The 18668-nt window shown below is 70.6% G+C and carries 14 protein-coding genes; 6 read left to right on the forward strand and 8 right to left on the reverse strand.

Annotation, left to right across the window (positions count from 1 at the left end):
• Window positions 1–336 carry a hypothetical protein gene (locus tag ACFPCV_RS31745; protein ID WP_378060317.1) on the forward strand — a complete coding sequence of 112 codons (336 nt, stop codon included), beginning with the start codon at window positions 1–3 and terminating at the stop codon, window positions 334–336.
• A 257-nt stretch (window positions 337–593) separates the two neighbouring features.
• Here the strand turns inward: ACFPCV_RS31745 and ACFPCV_RS31750 are convergent, their stop codons facing one another.
• The 7 genes from ACFPCV_RS31750 to ACFPCV_RS31780 form a co-directional block, all read right to left on the reverse strand.
• Window positions 594–1832, reverse strand: coding sequence for a cytochrome P450 family protein (locus tag ACFPCV_RS31750; protein ID WP_378060319.1), 1239 nt, complete (start codon window positions 1830–1832; stop codon window positions 594–596).
• 17 nt (window positions 1833–1849) lie between these two features.
• Complete coding sequence (locus tag ACFPCV_RS31755) at window positions 1850–3055, reverse strand: cytochrome P450 (protein ID WP_378060321.1); 1206 nt, start codon at window positions 3053–3055, stop codon at window positions 1850–1852.
• 41 nt (window positions 3056–3096) lie between these two features.
• Entirely contained in the window at window positions 3097–3723 is a 627-nt protein-coding gene (locus ACFPCV_RS31760) for a GTP-binding protein (RefSeq protein ID WP_378060324.1), read from the reverse strand.
• Window positions 3704–4048, reverse strand: a complete 345-nt coding sequence (locus tag ACFPCV_RS31765) for a DUF742 domain-containing protein (protein ID WP_378060326.1) — start codon at window positions 4046–4048, stop codon at window positions 3704–3706. Before ACFPCV_RS31765 ends, ACFPCV_RS31760 begins: the two co-directional genes overlap by 20 nt.
• Window positions 4049–4060: 12 nt before the next feature.
• Entirely contained in the window at window positions 4061–4456 is a 396-nt protein-coding gene (locus tag ACFPCV_RS31770) for a roadblock/LC7 domain-containing protein (protein WP_378060328.1), read from the reverse strand.
• The gene (locus ACFPCV_RS31775; RefSeq protein WP_378060330.1) at window positions 4453–6000 is read right to left on the reverse strand and encodes an ATP-binding protein; all 1548 of its coding nucleotides are present in this window, start codon (window positions 5998–6000) and stop codon (window positions 4453–4455) included. Before ACFPCV_RS31775 ends, ACFPCV_RS31770 begins: the two co-directional genes overlap by 4 nt.
• A gap of 552 nt (window positions 6001–6552) precedes the next feature.
• Window positions 6553–10101 (reverse strand): nSTAND1 domain-containing NTPase, encoded by a 3549-nt coding sequence (locus tag ACFPCV_RS31780; protein WP_378060332.1) that lies wholly within the window; start codon window positions 10099–10101, stop codon window positions 6553–6555.
• Between the two features lie 298 nt (window positions 10102–10399).
• Here ACFPCV_RS31780 and ACFPCV_RS31785 point away from each other — a divergent pair, with 298 nt between their 5' ends.
• The 3 genes from ACFPCV_RS31785 to ACFPCV_RS31795 all read left to right on the forward strand — a co-directional run bounded on the left by ACFPCV_RS31785 (window position 10400) and on the right by ACFPCV_RS31795 (window position 13591).
• Window positions 10400–10681, forward strand: a complete 282-nt coding sequence (locus ACFPCV_RS31785; RefSeq protein WP_378060334.1) for a DUF3311 domain-containing protein — start codon at window positions 10400–10402, stop codon at window positions 10679–10681.
• Entirely contained in the window at window positions 10681–12318 is a 1638-nt protein-coding gene (gene mctP / locus ACFPCV_RS31790; protein ID WP_378061159.1) for a monocarboxylate uptake permease MctP, read from the forward strand. Before ACFPCV_RS31785 ends, mctP begins: the two co-directional genes overlap by 1 nt.
• Before the next feature lie 163 nt (window positions 12319–12481).
• Complete coding sequence (locus ACFPCV_RS31795) at window positions 12482–13591, forward strand: L-histidine N(alpha)-methyltransferase (RefSeq protein ID WP_378060336.1); 1110 nt, start codon at window positions 12482–12484, stop codon at window positions 13589–13591.
• Between the two features lie 735 nt (window positions 13592–14326).
• Here ACFPCV_RS31795 and ACFPCV_RS31800 read toward each other — a convergent pair.
• Window positions 14327–14968 (reverse strand): TetR/AcrR family transcriptional regulator, encoded by a 642-nt coding sequence (locus ACFPCV_RS31800; protein ID WP_378060338.1) that lies wholly within the window; start codon window positions 14966–14968, stop codon window positions 14327–14329.
• Between the two features lie 91 nt (window positions 14969–15059).
• Here ACFPCV_RS31800 and ACFPCV_RS31805 point away from each other — a divergent pair, with 91 nt between their 5' ends.
• The gene (locus ACFPCV_RS31805; RefSeq protein WP_378060340.1) at window positions 15060–16790 is read left to right on the forward strand and encodes an ABC transporter ATP-binding protein; all 1731 of its coding nucleotides are present in this window, start codon (window positions 15060–15062) and stop codon (window positions 16788–16790) included.
• Entirely contained in the window at window positions 16787–18655 is a 1869-nt protein-coding gene (locus ACFPCV_RS31810) for an ABC transporter ATP-binding protein (protein ID WP_378060342.1), read from the forward strand. The genes ACFPCV_RS31805 and ACFPCV_RS31810 overlap by 4 nt, the downstream gene beginning before the upstream one ends.
• Window positions 18656–18668: the final 13 nt, after the last annotated feature.

An 18668-nucleotide genomic window follows, 5' to 3' on the forward strand; every position in this document is an offset into this window, starting at 1 on the left:
GTGACGTTGCACAACCTCGGTGAGCAGCGCGCCTACCTGGTCACGGCTGTCGAGTCCGCGACACGCGTCGAGAACCGACCTGGTCAACGGCGCGAGTGGTACGCCGTCCCGGACCACCGGCCTCGGTACCCGCCCGGTCCGCTCGACGACGACGAAGGGGCTGCTGAAAGCTTTGCGCCGTTGTGGCACCACCACATGAATCCGGGGATCGGCCGGGACGTTCCGGAAACCGAAACGTCGGCACGCCTCGAGCCCACTGATCACCGAGCCGGAGCCGGCGCAGAGCAGCGCCGCTTCGACGAGCTGCCTTCTCGTCGGCGGCATGTCACCAAGTAGGACCACTCCCGGCAGCAGCCTCTGCCACGGGCCGCCCGGTGTGCAGCGGCGGTGTGCGGTCCGTTGCGAAACGCCGAGTTCGGCAAGGGTCCCAACCTTGATCACCCCGTGGCGGCTCGCCGCCAGCAGATCACTTCTACGCATAACTGAGCAATCGGCCCCCAACGCGCGATTCCCAAGCCTTCGCGGCGAGCCTGTGGACAACTGCGTGCGGGTGCCCGCCGGGAGGTCCCGGCAGGCACCCGAACCGAAACGTTTCAGCTCAGGCGGACCGGGAGTGCCGCCGCCGAGTTGGAGAAGAACGACGGCACCGGCACCAGGTCCTCCGCCGGCACCGCGAGCGACAGGTCCGGATACCGCTCGAACAGCATCGGCAGCGCCACGTTCGCCTCCAGTCGCGCGAGGTGGGCGCCGAGGCAGACGTGCGGCCCGCCGCCGAAGGCGAGGTGTTTGGTCGGTGGGCGGGTGATGTCGAACTGGTCCGCGGTCTGGCCGTGGTGCGCGGAGTCCCGCCCGACGCCGCTGTACGGCGCGAGGATTGCTTCACCACGGGCGATCGGCACCCCGGCGATCTCGATGTCTTCGAGGGGGTAGCGCGCCGGGAAGTTGCCGATCGGCGCGTCCCAGCGCAGGGTTTCCTCGACCACCGCGTTCCAGGTCGCCGCGTCGCCGTTCATCGCCAGCTCGCGCTGCGACGGGTGCGTGAGCAGCGCGCGGACGCCGTTGACGATCAGGCTGAGCGTGGTTTCGTGGCCCGCGGTCAGGAACAGCCAGATCGTGTCGATCAGCTCCTCCTGCGTCAGCGTCTCCTCGCCCTGCTCGCCGAGTTCGATGAGCGCGGACGTGAGGTCGGTGCCGCGTTCCGCACGGCGCAGTTCCACGAGCCGGTTCAGCATCTCGTGCCGTTCGCGCTGGGTCGCGACGACCTCCTCCGGTGTCACGTTCGTGAGGAAGATGCTCTCCACCAGCTCACGCAGCCGCTGCCGCCACTCGACGGGCACCGCGAACAGCTCGCAGATCATGTTCATCGGCACCGGGTACGCGAAGTGCTGCCGCAGGTCGACGACCCCGTCGGGAGACGCGTGCGACGGCAGCGCGTCCAGCAGCCGCGTCACGTTCTCCTCGAGACGTGGGCGGAGGTCCTCCACCCGGCCACGGGTGAACGTGCGGGTCACCGGGCGGCGGAGCCGCTGGTGGGTGTCGCCGTCCGAGGTCACCATGTTCGTGACCTTGATCATCCCGACCAGTGGCCACTCGTCGGTGATCTCACCGCTCTGGATCTTGTTCCAGTTGCGCCAGTCCTTGCTGACCAACGGGTTCGTGACGAGCTGTGCGAGCAGCTCGTGGGTGGTGACGGCCCACACCGCCACGTCGCCGGGAAGGATGACTCGTACGACCGGCCCGAGCTCCCGCATCCGCGCCGCTTCCCCGTGATGGTCGGAACCCATGGGGTCGAGGTGGATGGTCGGGACGTCGGCGGTGACCGAGTCGGTCATCAGAATGCCTCCTGCGCCTAGGAGTTGCGTACTGGCGGAGTGAAGCGAACCGGCAGGCTGGCGGGGCATCGTGTCCAGGGTGATGGCAGCAGCATGACCTCGTCGGCCGGAATCGCCAACGAGACATCATGGAGCCGGTGCAGAGCGGTGTCGACCGCTATCCGTGTGATCATCCTTCCCGGCCGCTGGGCTGGACAGGCGTGCGGACCGGCGCTCCACGCCAGGTGGGAGCGGTTGCCCACCTCCAGCCACGAGTCGTCCGTGTGCACGCGGGGATCGTTGTTCGCCGAGGACAGCCCGAGGATGAGCGCGTCCCCGCGCTCGATATGCGCACCGGCCAGCTCGCAGTCGACGAGCGCGTAGCGGGCGGGCATGTTCGACATCGGCGGGTCGCGCCACAGCACCTCGTCCAGCGCGTCGTCGATGCCGAGGCGGCCGCCGCGCATCCGGCCGGCGAACCGGGTGTCGGTGAGCATCAGCCGCAGCGTCTGCGCGATCCACGACGTGGTGGTCTCGTAGCCCGCGGAGATCATCAGCACGATCGACTGCTGGATCTCGAAGTCGTTGTGCAGGTTGGGATGCCGCAGGAACGCGGTGGTCAGGTCGTCGGTCGGCACGTTGCGGCGCGCGTTCATCGTGGCCGACAGGATCCGCTCCAGGTTGTGCGCCGCGGGCGCGGAGTCCTCCGCGGAGGAGAACAACGCGATCAGTGCGGCCCGCAGCTCGTGGCCCTGGTCGCGGCCGATGCCGAAGAACCCGGCGACCGTCAGCATCGGCACCACGGCCGCGTAGTCACCCACCAGGTCCGCCTTGCCCTGGTGCTCGAAGTCGCGGATCAGGTCGGTGCAGGTGGCGCGGATGAACCGGGCCATGCGGTGCTCGTCGAGGCTTTCCAGCCCGTCGTCGAGCGGGCCGCGCAGCCGCCGGTGCTTCTCGCCGTCGGCGAAGTAGGCGTTGTCGCGCGGGAACATCATCGGGCCGAGACCCGAGTCCGGCGCCACCACACCGTCGGTGAACAGCCGCCAGTTGTTGGGGTCGCGGGAGAACAGCTGCTCGTTGCGCACCACCTGGCAGATCTCGTGGTGTCCCATGACGAGCCACGCCGGGATGCCCGGCTCCAGCTCGACCGGCGCGACCGGGCCCCAGCGTTCCTGCAGCTCCCGGTACCCGGCCTGGGGATCGGCGACGTTGGTGGTCTCGATGATCGGGGTCAGACCGGTCATGTCCGACAGCCGCCGCCGGTGCCGCGATGTTGCTGATGTCGTCACGTGAGTGCCTTCTGCGATGCTGGGAAGTGGAGAGCGTGTTCGACGAGGGTGATCAGCGCGTGCGCGGAGGACTCCTTGTTCCTGGCGTCGCACCCGACGATCGGGGTCTCCGGCAGGAGGTCGAGCGCCTCGCGCAGTTGCCCGGTTTCGTACTTCGGGGCGTCCGGGAACTCGTTGACCGCCACCGCGAACGGCATGCCGGTGCGGGTTTCGAGCTGGTCGAACACCTCGAAGCTCTCGGCGAGGCGGCGGGTGTCGACGATGACGAGCGCGCCGACCGCGCCTTCCGCGAGCCCCTCCCACAGGTCCCAGAACCGGCGCTGTCCCGGCGTGCCGAACAGGTACAGCACGATTTCCTGGCTCACCGTGATGCGGCCGAAGTCCATGGCGACCGTGGTGGTCGACTTGTCGTCGAGACCGGTGAGCGAGTCGATGCCGACGCTCGCGGACGTCATCGTCTCCTCGGTGCGCAGCGGCGCGATCTCGGAGACCGAGCCGATCAGCGTCGTCTTGCCGACCCCGAACGCGCCGACGACGAGGATCTTCACCGACTGGGCGACGGTCGACGCGACATAGCGTTGCTCGGGGTGTTCGTCCGTCCAGTCAGAGTTTGCGGAGACCATCTAGCACCTTCTCCAGGAGTTCAGCGGAGGGCAGGGAGTGGCGCGGCGCGGAACGGATCGACAGGTGCCCGGAGTCGACGAGGTCCGACGCGATCACGACCACGAGGCTCACCGGCAGCCGCAGGTGCGCGGCCGCCTCGGCGAGGGAGAGCACGCCGCCGCACATGTCGAGCAGCGCGCGGTGTTCTCTGGAGGCCGATACGGGCGGAGCCGAGTCCGGGTCGACCACCAGCAACGTCTCGGGCCTGATCGTGTTGCGGGACGGGTGTGCCCGGCCGGACGTGAGTATGTACGGCCGCACCGGGGTGTCGCGGTAGTCGTCCATGTTCGCCCGGGGTCAGCCGGTGCGGGTCGGGGTCGAGAGCGTGCGCTCACCGATCACGAGTACCTGTGCCTGCATCTGTTGCGCGACGAGCGCCGGGTCGATCACCGACTCGGTCACCACCGCCAGCCGCGACCCGTCGCCCGCCCCACGGACGAACAGGTAGCCGCCGTCGAACTCCACCATCACCTGCCGGGGCCCGGCGCCGGTGCCGAACTCCTTGCTGATGCCCTGTCCAAGGGCGGTGAGCCCGGCGCACGCGGCGGCCAGCTTGTCGGCCACGTCGGCGGGCGTGTGGTCGGTGCGGACCTTCAGCAGTCCGTCGGAGGTGAGTACGACGACATGGCGTACGCCCCGCACCGTCCTGATCAACTCCAGCATCCAGCTGTTGTCGACGGGCTGGGTCGTCATCGAAAGTCCTCCGAGTCGGCTGTGTCGTCATGTTTGTCGGACTGGTAGTGCTTCTCGTCATCCAGGTCGAGGTCACCGTTCGCGGCGGCCGCGCCGGACAGGAAGGCGTTCATCCACTGGCCCGCCTGCTCGGGGGCCTCGTCGACGTCCCGCTCGGCTGGCCAGTCGACCTGCGGCTGCTGCGGCACCGCGTGCCCGCGCCGGGACCGGCGCCGCGGCAGCACGGGCAGGTCGGTCGTCTCGTCGTCCTCGCCGGTGGGGACCAGTGGCGGCAACGGGTCCGGCTCCGCGGGCAGCTCGACCTCGCCGCTCTGGCGCTCCACCTCCCACATCGGCTCCGGCTCCGGGCGGCGGGGCGCGGGGGTGATCGCGTGCCGCTCCTGTCTGCGGGTGAGCGCGTGGCTGCCCGCGCCGATCATGCCGGACGGGGCGACGGCCTCGGTCAGGTCGGTCGGCACCAGCACGATCGCGCGCAGGCCACCGTAGACGGACTCGGTGACGTCCACGCGGAAACCGTGGCGCCGCACGTACGCGCCGACCACCGGCAGACCGGTCTGCGGGATCTCGCCGAGGTCGGAGAGCCCGACCGGGCGCCGGCCGGAGGCGATCTCACGGGCCTGTTCGAGGCGCTTGTCGTCGAGGCCGACACCACCGTCGTCGATCTCGATCACGGCGCCGCGCTGCACCTGCCGCAGTGTCACGAGGACCTGCGTGGTGGGCGGCGACGACTGGGTCGCGTTGGCGAGCAGCTCGGCCACGACGTGGATCAACGGCTCGACGACGCGGGCCGACACCGCGATCGCCGGGTCACCGGACACCTCGACGCGCTGGTAGGCGGTGATGCGGCCGGCCGCGCCGCGCACGACGTCCGCGAGCGGCAGTGCCTCGTGCCACTGCTGACCCGGCCACTCACCGCACAGCGCGGCGAGGGTCTGTGCGTTGCGGGCCTGCTGGGCCGCGGCGTGGTCGACCCGCATGCTGGTGTGGAGGACGTCCGGGTCGGTGGGGTGTGCCTGCACCATCCGCGCCGCCTCCTCCTGGATGCGGTGCGCGGACGCCTGCACCTTGCGGCCGAGCGCCACGACGGCCGCGGCGACGGCGTCCTGTCTTGCCAGCTGGTCGTCCCGCAGCCTGCCGAAGTGCACGGCGGACTGTGCGAGCGCGTGCGCGGACACGTCGTCGGCGGACAGGTCGGGCAGCGGCGGCGCGCCCACCCCGTCGATCATGGCTGGCAACTGCTGCTCGACGAGGGTCTCCAGCGCCACGCGACGGGTTTCGGCCAGCCCGGCGAGGTTGTGGTTCTCGTCGTCGAGCCTGCGCAGCTCGTCGACGTGCTCGCGCCCGGCCGCCGCCGTGCGCGCGGCCCCGGCGGCCACCACTCCGATCGCGATCGCACCGACCGCGAGCCACACCACCACCCAGATCGGCGACTCCAGCTCGCGGAAGATCAGGGGCGAGACGGCGACGTAGCCGGCGACACCGGCGATGCAGGTCCACGGGCCCGCGTGCCGCGGCGATGACGACACGGGCGATGAGACTGTCATGATCACCTTATGGTCGATATTCGGGGGGACCGGCTGCCGGCCGACCGGGGGTGCACGGGATCCCGCCCTCCGTCTCGAAGCTCACCCTCAGCACTGCGCCGGTAGCAGCGAGACACGAGGTTATCCCAAGGGTCAAGGTGGGACATTCACTGGATAGGCTGAATTCGTTGCGTTAACAGGAAATCCACGTTTCCGCTCACGGGCCCGTGACCTGCCGTTATCCCGAATCGACACGTGGCCACCGAACCGGTTCCAACGCATTCGGGTGGCGAAGCCCACGTCCGGTAGCTGACCGTCACCCCCCCACGCCCCCACCGCACCGGACGTCGACCCCGGCCGCCATTGGCCTCGCGACGGTTCCCGCACGCAGCGCCGGGCCCGCACCCACCGGGGCCGACGTGAAAGACGCGTTGACGGCACACGAGTGCCGTGAATGGGCCGTTCAGGGCGCTCAGCGCCCTGAACGCGCCTTTCAGGGCCTTTCACAGCGCTACGCCAGACCGCCCCCTTGGCGCGGAGTCATGCCCCTGGGAGATCCAGCCCCGAGCGCCGTCACGGGCAGACCGGCTGGTAGGGCACGTCCGGCAGGTACCGCTCCCACTCGTCCGCACCCAGCCGTGGTGACACGACCGCGCACACGCGCCGCTCGACCCCGTCCACCGCGACGTCCCACACGTGCCACGACCCGTCCGTGGCGGCCGTCGCGAACGACCGGCCGTCCTCGCTGAACGCGACGGCGACGACCGTCCGGTTGTGCTCGCCGCGCAGCGTCGCGATCTCCTCTGGCCGCCTCGGCTCCGACACGTCCCACAGCCGGGGCGCGGGCCCGGTGGCCGTCACGAGCGTCCGCCCGTCCGGCGCGAACGCGACGGCCGGGCCCGCCGGGAACCCGCTGAGCACCTTCGGTGCGCCCGGATCCGCGATGTCGAACAGCCGGCCCGTCCCGTCGCGCGCCACCGCCGCGAGCACCTGTCCGTCCGGCCGCAGTGCGAGCCCCGTCCAGTCCCGCGGCGGCAGCGTTGTCGGTGCCGGGTGTGCCGGGTCTCCGATGTCCCACACCGTGATGTCGTCGCCCAGCGTCGCCACGACGCCGTCGCCGAGCACCGCCGTGTGCACGCCCTTGACGGGCAGGTCCACCGGCGGCCGGTCCGGATCGGCGAGCGACCACAGCAGCGGGTTCGTGTTTTCGTGCGTTGTGACCAGGAGCCGCCCGTCGCGGCTCAGTGCCGAGCCGGTCGCGTCCCCGGCGTCCGCGCGCCACGTCGGCCGCGCCGGATCCGTCACGTCCCACACCCGGCCACCCGAGGCGAGCAGCCCGGGCGCCAGCGCGAGACCGGGCCCGGCGACGGTGCCACCGCGCCGCGGCGCGTGCCGGTCGCGCATGTCGAACAGCCGCACCGGCCCGTCGCCGCCGCTCGCCAGTACCGGCCCGCGCCACGCGAGCAGGTCGCCTGCCGCGCGGCCCGCCGCCACCTCGGCGACGTCGGTCAGCCGCACGGTCCGGTCCCGGCTGGACGTGATCAGCGTCCGGCCGTCCGGCGTGAACCGGACGCCGGTGCCCGCGTCCGTGTGCCCGGTCAGCGCGGCGACCTCCCTCGGCCGCTCCGGTTCCGTCATGTCCCACACGGCCGTCACCTGGTCGTCGCCGGTGGCGGCGAGCAGGTCGCCGCCCGGGCTGAACGCCACGTCCCGCACCGCGCCGCCGCGCACCACCATGTCCGCGACCTGCACGTGGTCGGCGGTCCGCCACAGCCGGACCGTCCCGTCCTCGCCGGATGCCGCGACGAACTCGCCGTCCGGGCTGAACTTCACCGCGGTGCCGCCGCCGGTCAGCACCACGGGCGCGCCGTCGGCGGTGGGCCACAGCCGCACCGTGTGGTCCGCGCTGGTGGTCGCCACCGTCGCGCCGTCCGGGTGGAACGCGACCGAGGTGACCGGATCGGTGTGCCCGGTCAGCGTGTCGAGCCTGCTGGGCCGCCCGCCGACCGTGACGTCGTAGAGCCGGACGTCGTTCTCCTTCGACAGTGCGAGCGTCCTGCCGTCGGCGCTGAGCGCGACCTGGCCGGGTGACCGCTCCTGGCCGCTGCTCCTGCCCACCTGCGCGATCCGCTTCGGGTGCGTGAGGTCGGTGAGGTCCCACAGCCACGCGGACGCCGGGGTGCCGGTCACGGCGAGCCTGCCCTCGTCGGCGAGCACGACCGACGTGGCGCTCTCCGGCAGTACCGCCAGCTCACGCGGGTGGCGCGGGTCGCCTGCCCGCCACAGCCGGGTCGCGTCGTCGCCCGCGGTGGCCAGCACGTCGCCGTCGGCCGCGACCGCGTGCACGGCGCCGGTGTGCCGGGTGAGCCGCGCCGCGTACGGGGTCGCGAACAGCGAGAGCACCGCGTTCCTGCTGGCAGCGGTCGGGTCGAGCCGGTTGGCGGCGACGGTGAGCTGCATCGCCAGGGCCGGGTCGGTGTCCATCAGCTCGGCGGCCGTCCGCAACGCGCTCTGCGCCGCGGCCGCGTGACGCTGCCGGTCCGCGGTCTGCCCCGCCCGCACCGCGTACGCCAGCGCCCCGGTCGCCAGCACCACCAGCACCGACAGCAGCACGAGCCCGGCACGCACACGCCGGACCCGCCGCTGTTCACCGGTCCGCGCCACCACACTGGCCAGCAGGAAGTCCCGCTCCTCGGCGGTGAGCACGGGTGCGTCGGCGGCCAGCGCGGTGTCGAGCCGGACCCCGCGGAACAGCGCGCCGGGGTCGCGGCCGAGTGACTCCCACATGGCCGCGGCCTCCGCCAGCTCACGGTGCGCCCGCAGGCGGTCGCCGTCCTGCGCGAGCCACTCGCGCAGCCGGGGCCAGCGTTGCGCCAGCGACCGGCCCGCGAGCCGCAACCGGTCGGTGTCGGCCACCACGACCCTGGCCGACACCAGCTCGTCGAGCACTTCGGCGGTCCCGGCGTCCAGGTCGTCGCGACGCAACCCGCGGCCCGCCGACGCGAGCCGGGGCAACAGGTTCCTGGCGCGCCGCTGCCCGTCGGCGTCGAGCGCGGTGTACCCGCGTTCCGCCGCGTCCGCGATCAGCCGGGGGATGTCGCCAGCCGCCTCGTAGCTCGCGACCGACATCGTGGTGCCCCGGCGCCGCCGCCACGCCTCCAGCAGCGCCTGCTGCAGGAACGGGAGCGTGCCGGGGCCGTCGGTGTCGGCGATCAGCCGGACCAGCAGGGCGGTCTCGACCCGGCAGCCCGCCGCGGTGGCCGGGTCGGTGATGGCCTCCCGCAGGCCGTCCGCGGTCATCGGGCCGACGTGCACCTGCCCGTCCCGGGCGGCGGCGGGAAGGCCGTCCGCGACGTCGGCGCGCACCGCGAGCACGACCCGGAGCCTGCTCGTCGCCGCCGTCGTGGCGTGCACGAGCGCCGCGACGAAGTGCTCGTCGGCGGCGGCCTCCTCGAACCGGTCGACAACGAGGACCAGGTCGTCCGGCCGGTCGGCGAACGCCTGCCGCACCCGCAGGTGCAGGTTCTCCGGCGCCTGCGCCAGCTCCCGGTGCAGCTGGCCGGGCGGGACGCCGACGACGTCCGCGAGCCGGACCGCGCACTCCTCCAGCGGCCGCGGTCCAGGCGTCATCAGCACGTGGTCGGCCAGCGTGGGCAGCAGACCGGCCAGCAGCAGCGACGTCTTGCCGCTGCCCGAGGCGCCGACCACGGCGGTGAGCCGCTGTTCCCGCACCCGCGCGGTCAGCTCGGCGACCAGTTCCGCGCGGCCGGCGAACAGTGCCGGGTCGTCGATCGCGGCGAGCCCGGCATACGGCGGCGTCTCGCCCGGCCGTGCCACCGGCTCCTGCGACTCCTTCGCCTGTGTGGCGGAAAGTTCCCGCCAGCGCCGCTCCCACGCCGCGGTGTCACCGTCGCACGCGCGGACGTAGGCGAGCGTGACGGGAAGGCTCGGCAGCTTGCGTCCGCCCGCCGCCTCCGACAACGCGGCGGCCGAGTAGTGCGCCAGCGCGCTCAGCTGCCGGTACGTCGGTGCGCCCGCCTTCTCCCGCAGCCCCCGCAGGTCCGCGGCGAAGCGGGTGAGCGCGTCCTCGGCAGGCCCGAGCGGGTTCTCGCGTCGTGGCACCCCCACCACCCCCAAGCGCCACCATTGTTCAGAGTGCGATGTTCAAAGTCCAACGTCAGGACACTGAACAACCCGGATGCTCTACAAATCCTGGCCAGGACGAGAACGTTTCACCGCTGGGGGGAGGGGGGAGCGGCGTCCTGCCCGGCTTGGGGGCGGGCAGGACGCCGGCCACCGGTCCCGCGGCGTCCGACCACCTCGCATGACACTGCGGAAACGCGTGCTGGCCCAGCGTGATCATCGGTTCTATCGTATTCCGCACTGTCGTCGGTCACGCCAAACAACGAGGTAGGGCCTTATGTCGTCCGACAAGCCGGGAGGCAGGACCACGGGGCTGGTGTTCAGCCCGTGGAACCTGCTGCTCCTGATCCCCTTCATCGTCCTGTTCACCCCGATCTACAACCGCGAGACACCCGCGCTGTTCGGGATGCCGTTCTTCTACTGGTTCCAGTTCACGCTGATCCTCGTCGGCGTGCTGTGCACGATCACCGTCTACCGGATGACGAGAAAGGCGCCGGTCCGGCCCGCGCCCGGCGTCCCGGCGGACGTCGACCGGCTGGACGAGGGGAGCGCCGGGTGATGCAGTGGACCGAGCTGATCGTCTTCACCCTGCTGTTCGGGTTCGTCACCGTCCTGGGCTTCGTCGCCGCCCGCTGGCGCGCCGCCGCTACGCTCGACCACCTCGACGAGTGGGGTCTGGGTGGCCGCAGGTTCGGGTCGTGGATCACCTGGTTCCTCATCGGCGGTGACCTCTACACGGCGTACACGTTCGTCGCCGTCCCCGCGCTGTTGTTCGGCGCGGGCGCGATGGGCTTCTTCGCCATGCCGTACACGATCATCGCCTACCCGCTGGTGTTCCTGCCGGTGCTGCGGCTGTGGTCGGTGTCGCGGGCGCGGGGCTACGTCACGCCCGCGGACTTCGTGCGCGGCCGCTACGGCTCCTCGCTGCTGGCCCTGCTGGTCGCGATCACCGGCATCGTCGCCACCATGCCCTACATCGCGCTGCAGCTCGTCGGCCTCGAGGCGGTGCTGCGGTCCATGGGCTTCAACGGCGCGGGCTTCCTCGGCCACCTGCCGCTGCTGATCGCGTTCGTCATCCTCGCGCTCTACACCTACCAGTCCGGGCTGCGCGCGCCCGCGCTGATCGCGTTCGTCAAGGACATCCTGATCTACGTCGTCATCCTGGTCGCGGTGATCTACCTGCCGGCCAAGCTCGGCGGGTGGGACTCGATCTTCTCGGCGGCGGAGCAGAAGTTCAGCGAGAGCGAGTCCCCGGCCGACGGTCTCCTGCTGAGCGGCAACAACCAGTTGCAGTACGCGACGCTCGCGCTCGGCTCGGCGATGGCGCTGTTCCTGTACCCGCACTCGGTGACCGGCGTCCTGGCCTCCCGCGGCCGGGACGTGCTCAAGCGCAACATGTCCGCGCTGCCGGCGTACTCGCTGCTGCTCGGTCTGCTCGCGCTGCTCGGGTTCGCCGCGATCGCCGCAGGCGTCACGCCGATCACCAACAACGCCACCGGCCGCCCGGACAGCAACACGATCATCCCCGAGCTGTTCAACTCGCAGTTCCCGTCGTGGTTCGCGGGCATCGCGTTCGCCGCGATCGGGATCGGCGCGCTGGTGCCCGCCGCGATCATGTCGATCGCCGCGGCGAACCTGTGGACCCGCAACATCTACAAGGAGTACATCCGCAGGAACGCGACCGCGAAGGACGAGGCGAAGCAGGCGAAGCTAGCCTCGCTGGTGGTCAAGTTCGGCGCCGTGCTGTTCATCGTGCTGATCGACCCGCAGTACGCGATCGACCTCCAGCTGATCGGCGGCGTGATCATTCTCCAGACCCTGCCCGCGGTCGCGATCGCCCTGTACACCAGGTGGTTGCACCGCTGGGCGCTCATCGCGGGCTGGGCGGTCGGCATGCTGTGGGGGATGGTGCTGCTGTACCAGATCCCCAACCCGGCCAGCGGTCGCGCGCACTTCGGCGGCTCCGCGCTCGCGCTGGACAAGCTCAACGTTTTCGGCTGGCAGCCGTTCGAGGGTTCGACGGTCCAGATCTACGTCGGGTTCGTCGCGCTGATCGCCAACCTGCTGGTGGCCGTTGTCGTCACGTTCGTCATCCGCCGGATGAAGGGCGTTTCCAACGGGGAGGACGCCACCACGGACGAGGACTACCACGTCGACGAGCACGACGAGAACCTCCGGCCGATCGCCGCGCACTGATCGTTTTTCGAAAGGCGCTTTCTGGGCAGGACTCTGTTCAGAAAGCGCCTTTCGGTTTTCGTGTTGTTCTCGCAATCTGTGCGCCTTGTGCAGATGCACGTGCAGATGCAGAATCAGAACTCTTCTGAAGTGCAGAAGCCATCTGCGGAAGGGGAGCCCTGCGATGGCAGTTGGGGAGATCGCGCGGACGACGGCGATACCGCCGCCCGTGTGGCGCACAAGAGTCGGGCCGGACGGTCCGGCGTGGCTGGAACTGGGCCCGGACGACCGCACCGCGCGGTTCATGCGGCTGGTCAGCGACCTGAGTCGAGGCTACGACGACGCGGGCGAGGGAAAACGGATCACGTGCGGCCACGCGTACACCGGCGTCGACGCCGCGATCGCGTGGACGGCGGTCTGCCGCGATCCGCTGTGCGGCGCACCAAGGCAGAGCGTCGAGTCGTTCCCGCGCCGCTGGCAGGGCCTACGGGCAAGCATGCCGGCCGAGCCGTGCCACTACGTCAGCCTCGGCCCCGGCGACGGCCGCAAGGACGGGGTGCTCCTGGAAGACCTCTCCCGCGCCAACGCGGACCTGTGCTACCTGCCGGTGGACGCCGGCGAGGACCTGCTGCACCTGGCCGTCCGCGGACTGATCCGCAGACTGGGCCTGCCGACCGACCGGGTGTTGTCACTGCCGTGGGACTTCACGCTGCCGGAGAACCTCCACGCGCTCCGCGGGTTGCTCGACGAGCTGTTCGGCCCGACCCCGGTGCTGTTCTCGTTGCTGGGCAACACGATCGCCCACTTCGACGACGACGTGGCGGTGCTCGGCAGGTGCGCGGAGGCTCTCCTGCGCCCAGGCGACCGGTTGCTGCTGGAGGCAGAGGTGACCATGGCCCTCGGTGCGGACCAGGTCGTGGACGCCGTGGCCGAGTACGAACACAGCACCGCCTTCGGCGCGTTCGTCGCGGCCACCCTCCGCGCCCACACGGACCTGCTGGTCGACGACGACGCCGTCGAACTGCTCGGCGCCGTGGAGGACGAGCGGGCGCTGGTCGTGAGAACGGCCTACCGCAACCGAACGGACGCGGACCTGCGGTTGCGACTGCCGAACGACACGGCGGTCCGCTTCCCGCCAGACGACACCATCCGGCTCGCGTTGACACGGAAGTACACCCCGGAAGGCCTCGCGACCATGCTCCACGAGGCGGGGCTGACGGTGACCGCCGACACGTGCACGGGGACCGGCGGCCAGTTCGGGCTGGCGCTGCTGATGCTGGCGGTGGATGGCTGAGCCTGATCGAGCGGGAACCCGCGCGTGGGCGGGCCCGCTCCGCGGACCGGGGTGCTGCGCGCCCAGCGGCCCGGTGTCATGAAAGGCGCTTTCGGGACTGCCCATCCTGAACGCGCCTTTCATGGCGTTCGGAGGCTGGTGTCCGGCGGACGGGCGCTCTTCGCGGTCGGCTTGCGCAACCGTTGTCGGTTGGTGAGCAGTCTTCGGGCTTGCCGGAGCTCTGCGGGTTCGGCGATGTTCGCGTCGTGGTGGGTTTGTCCTCGCCGGACGGGCAGGTCTCGGGGGTGGCGGAGGGGTGGGTTGGTTGCGGTTGGGTTCGGGTCTGCCTGCCATCCCGTCGACCTCCCTACGGGCTATCACACCGCGCCAAGGGGGGCCGGGTTTCCGCATGATGTGATTCGGGCCTCCGGCCCCCCTTGACGCGGCGTGATCGGGCGCTGCCAGGTCGACGGGATGGCAGGGAGCCCCTTTGGGGTGGGCTTGCGCCACCATCGGGGTTGCGCGGGCAGGGCGCGTAGCGCCCGGGCTTTGGTGCCGTGAAAGGCGCGTTGACGGCGTGGCTGATGCCGTCAACGCGCCTTTCACAGCAGTCGCGAGGGCGCTGCGCGCCCGGCCCGCCAAGCTGCTCCGAAAGGCGCTTTCGGGGCATGACTGGCGTTGTGAGTGTGCCGATAGGGACGCGCAGTGTCCCTATCGGCACACTCACGGCTATCGCGACCGGACCGAACGCGCCTTTCACGGCGGTCCGCCCTGCGGGGGCCCGTCGGGCTCCTTGTGCGGAGGTCGGTTCAGTGCCAAGCCCTTCAGCAAGGGCAGGTAGATCTCGTCCACCATGGCCTCGACCAGTTCCTCGGGCACGGGTGCGCCGCAGAAGACCGCCTCCGCGCGCACCAGGTCCAGCGGCAGCCGGGCGGCCAGCCGGGGCAGAACGACGGGTGGCAGCTCTTCCCGGGCCACGGCACTGTCCACGATCTGCCGCACGGTGTGGGTCAGCGGCGCGGAATCCATCCGTTCCCGCAACAGCTCCTGCACCTCCGGGTGCTTGAAGGCCTCCGCCATCACGCCCGCGATGGTCTCGCTCATCATCCCGGCCGTGCGGTCCGCGAGGCGGGTGAACAGCCACACGAGGTCTGCCCGTAGCGAACCCAGATCGGGCGTAACGGACTCGGCGGGGCGTTGCCGGGCCCATGCGGCGACGACGAGGTGCGCGCGGCTCTGCCATCTGCGGTATATGACGGGTTTGCTGGTCCCCGCCCGTTTTGCCACCGCCTCTATGGTGAGAGCTGTGTAGCCCACCTCAGCCAGCTCGGCCCAGGTCGCTTCGAGGATGGCCTCCTCGAGCAGTTCGCCTCGCCTGCGTGTCTTGGCCTCGGTCACCCGACCCCTTTAAGATACGTTGCGTTTCCTATGGCTCTGGTCTACCTTCCACCATGTTAGACACGCACCGTTTCTTCCCAGGGGGGAAGTCTTGCTGAACCGATTGCTGGTGACCTACCTGCGGCCGTACCGCCGCGAGCTCGCCGCCGTCCTGGTACTGCAGCTGGTGGGCACGGTCGCCTCGCTCTACCTGCCGAGCCTCAACGCCGACGTCATCGACTTCGGGGTCGCGCGGGGGGACACCGGCTACATCGTCGAGACCGGCGGGTGGATGCTCGCCGTGACGCTGCTGCAGATCCTCTGCTCGATCGGCGCCGTCTGGTTCGGTGCGCGGGTCGCGATGGCGTTCGGCAGGGACGTGCGGGCCGGGATCTTCCACCGGGTCGGCGCGTTCTCCGCCCGCGAGGTCAACACGTTCGGCGCGCCGTCGCTGATCACCCGCACCACCAACGACGTGCAGCAGGTTCAGCTGCTCGTGGTCATGTTCTGCACGATGTTCGTCGCGGCGCCGATCATGTGCGTCGCCGGGGTGATCATGGCGTTGCGGGAGGACGTCGGGCTGTCCTGGCTGCTGCTCGTGTGCGTGCCGGCGCTCGCGATCTCCATCGGGCTGATCGTGGTGCGCATGGTGCCGCAGTTCCGGTTGATGCAGGACCGGATCGACCAGGTGAACCGGGTGCTGCGCGAGCAGCTGACCGGTATCCGGGTGGTCCGCGCGTTCGTCCGGGAGAAGGCGGAAACCGCCCGTTTCGGTGACGCCAACCAGAGGCTGACCGACACCGCGCTGCGCGTGGGACGGTTGCAGGCGCTGATCTTCCCGACCGTCATGCTGATCCTCAACGTCTCCAGCGTCGCCGTCCTCTGGTTCGGCGCGCACCGGGTGGACACCGGCGAGATGCAGGTCGGCGCGCTGACCGCGTTCCTGTCCTACCTGCTGATGATCCTGATGTCGGTCATGATGGCGACCTTCATCTCCATGATGATCCCGCGCGCGGCGGTCTGTGCCGAGCGCATCCAGGAGGTGCTCGGCACCGAGTCGTCCGTTCGCGACCCCGAGGCACCCGTCACCGAACTGCCCGCGCGGGCGGAGGTCGAGTTCCGCGGCGTCGAGTTCCGGTACCCGGGCGCGGTCGACCCGGTGCTCCGCGACATCTCGTTCCGCGCCGAGGCCGGCAGGACCACCGCGATCATCGGCAGCACCGGCGCGGGCAAGACCACGTTGCTGTCGCTCGTGCCCCGGCTGATCGACGTGACCGGCGGGGCGCTGCTCGTCAACGGCGCCGACGTCCGCGAGCTGGCTCCGGACGTGCTGCGCGGCCGCATCGGCCTGGTGCCGCAACAGGCCTTCCTGTTCACCGGCACCGTCGCGTCGAACCTGCGCTACGGCAACCCGGACGCCACCGAAGAGGAACTGTGGCAGGCGCTGGAGATCGCGCAGGCGCGGGACTTCGTCGAGGCGATGGGTGGTCTCGATGCGGAGATCGCGCAGGGCGGCACCAACGTCTCCGGTGGCCAGCGGCAGCGGCTCTCGATCGCCCGCGCACTGGTGCGGCGGCCGGAGATCTACCTGTTCGACGACGCGTTCTCCGCGCTGGACCTGGCCACCGACGCCGCGTTGCGTGCGGCGCTGAAGCCACACACCGAGCGGTCGGCGGTCCTCGTGGTCGCGCAGCGGGTCTCCACGATCCTCGACGCGGACCAGATCATCGTCCTGGAGAACGGGGAGGTCGTCGGGATCGGCACCCACCGCGAGCTGATGGGCACCTGCCCGACCTACCTGGAAATCGTCGAGTCCCAGCTGACCCCGGAGCAGGCCGCATGAGCACCTCGACCCCGACCCGCACGCCCGCCGGGCCACGGCCAGGCGGTGGCCCGGGCTTCCCCGGCATGCAGGGCCCCGTCAGCAAGGCAGCCAACTTCAGGACCTCCGCCAAGCGGCTCGTCGCGCGCATGCGGCCGGAGCGCACGAACCTCCTGCTGGTCGTCGTGCTCGGCGTGATCAGCGTCGGGTTCGCGGTGGCGGGCCCGAAGATCCTCGGCGACGCCATGGACATCATCTTCGACGGCGTCATCGGCCGGTACCGGGGCGGGCCGGGCGCGGGCATCGACTTCGGCGCGCTCGCCGTGGTGCTGCAGTGGGTGCTCTGGCTCTACCTGGTGTCGTCGATCTTCGCGTGGCTGCAGGGCAGGCTGCTCAACAAGGTCGTGCAGCGCATCGTGTACTCGCTGCGCGAGGACGTCGAGGCGAAGGTGCACCGGCTGCCGCTGCGCTACTTCGACGGCCAGCCCCGCGGTGAGCTGCTTTCCCGGGTCACCAACGACATCGACAACATCTCGATGACGCTGCAGCAGACGCTGAGCCAGCTGCTCACGTCCGTGCTGACCGTGGTCGGCGTACTGGCCATGATGTTCTCGATCTCGCCGCTGCTGGCACTGATCGCGCTCGCGGTCATCCCCGTCTCCGTTGTGGTCACCGGCCAGATCGGCAAGCGGTCGCAGAAGCTGTTCATCGCGCAGTGGAAGCACACCGGCGTGCTGAACGCGCACATCGAGGAGTCGTTCACCGGCCACCAGCTGGTGAAGGCGTTCGGGCGGCAGAAGGAGTCGGAGGCGGAGTTCCAGCGCCGCAACGAGGACCTGTACACCGCGTCCTCCGGCGCGCAGTTCGTGTCCGGTCTGATCATGCCGTCGATGATGTTCCTGTCGAACCTGTCCTACGTGGTGATCGCCGTGGTCGGCGGGCTGCGGATCACGTCGGGGACGATGACGCTCGGCGAGGTCACCGCGTTCATCCAGTACTCGCGGCAGTTCACCCAGCCGCTGACGCAGGTCGCGTCGATGGCGAACCTCATGCAGTCGGGTGTCGCTTCGGCGGAGCGGGTGTTCGAGCTGCTCGACGCGCAGGAGCAGGAGCCGGACCCGGCCGACGCGGCACTGCCCGCGCAGCGGCGTGGCCGGGTCGCGTTCGAGGACGTGTCGTTCTCCTACCGCGCGGAGCAGCCGTTGATCGAGCACCTGTCGCTGGTGGCGGAACCGGGGCAGACGGTGGCGATCGTGGGACCGACCGGCGCGGGCAAGACCACGCTGGTGAACCTGATCCTGCGGTTCTACGAGCTGGACGCGGGCCGGATCACCCTCGACGGTGTCGACATCACGGCACTGAAGCGGGAGGACCTGCGCTCGCAGGTCGGCATGGTCCTGCAGGACACCTGGCTGTTCGGCGGCACGATCCGCGACAACATCGCCTACGGCAAGCCGGGTGCCACCGAGGAGGAGATCATCGCGGCCGCGCAGGCGACCTACGTCGACCGGTTCGTGCGCACCCTGCCCGACGGTTACGACACGGTGATCGACGAGGAGGCGTCCAACGTCTCCGCCGGTGAGAAGCAGTTGCTGACGATCGCGCGCGCGTTCCTGGCGAGCCCGTCGCTGCTGATCCTGGACGAGGCGACCAGCTCGGTCGACACCCGCACGGAGTCGCTGGTGCAGCACGCGATGGCCGCGCTGCGGTCCTCGCGCACCAGCTTCGTGATCGCGCACCGCCTGTCCACGATCCGCGACGCCGACCTCATCCTGGTGATGGAGGCGGGCCACATCGTCGAACAGGGCAGCCACGAGCAGCTCCTGGAACAGCGCGGCGCCTACCACCGCCTGTACGCGACGCAGTTCGCGGCGCCGGTGGAGTGACGCACCGCGAAGC

Origin of the sequence: Actinophytocola glycyrrhizae, from assembly GCF_042653545.1 — a bacterium.
In the GTDB taxonomy this organism is placed as follows: domain Bacteria; phylum Actinomycetota; class Actinomycetes; order Mycobacteriales; family Pseudonocardiaceae; genus Actinophytocola; species Actinophytocola glycyrrhizae.

Coding starts and splice junctions, on each gene's coding strand:
- ACFPCV_RS31765 (WP_378060326.1), bottom strand. CDS start 4,048: ATGGACGACTACCGCGACACCCCGGTGCGGCCGTACATACTCACGTCC.
- ACFPCV_RS31760 (WP_378060324.1), bottom strand. CDS start 3,723: ATGGTCTCCGCAAACTCTGACTGGACGGACGAACACCCCGAGCAACGC.
- ACFPCV_RS31750 (WP_378060319.1), bottom strand. CDS start 1,832: ATGACCGACTCGGTCACCGCCGACGTCCCGACCATCCACCTCGACCCC.
- ACFPCV_RS31785 (WP_378060334.1), top strand. CDS start 10,400: ATGTCGTCCGACAAGCCGGGAGGCAGGACCACGGGGCTGGTGTTCAGC.
- ACFPCV_RS31810 (WP_378060342.1), top strand. CDS start 16,787: ATGAGCACCTCGACCCCGACCCGCACGCCCGCCGGGCCACGGCCAGGC.
- ACFPCV_RS31775 (WP_378060330.1), bottom strand. CDS start 6,000: ATGACAGTCTCATCGCCCGTGTCGTCATCGCCGCGGCACGCGGGCCCG.
- ACFPCV_RS31755 (WP_378060321.1), bottom strand. CDS start 3,055: ATGACCGGTCTGACCCCGATCATCGAGACCACCAACGTCGCCGATCCC.
- ACFPCV_RS31795 (WP_378060336.1), top strand. CDS start 12,482: ATGGCAGTTGGGGAGATCGCGCGGACGACGGCGATACCGCCGCCCGTG.
- ACFPCV_RS31770 (WP_378060328.1), bottom strand. CDS start 4,456: ATGACGACCCAGCCCGTCGACAACAGCTGGATGCTGGAGTTGATCAGG.
- mctP (WP_378061159.1), top strand. CDS start 10,681: ATGCAGTGGACCGAGCTGATCGTCTTCACCCTGCTGTTCGGGTTCGTC.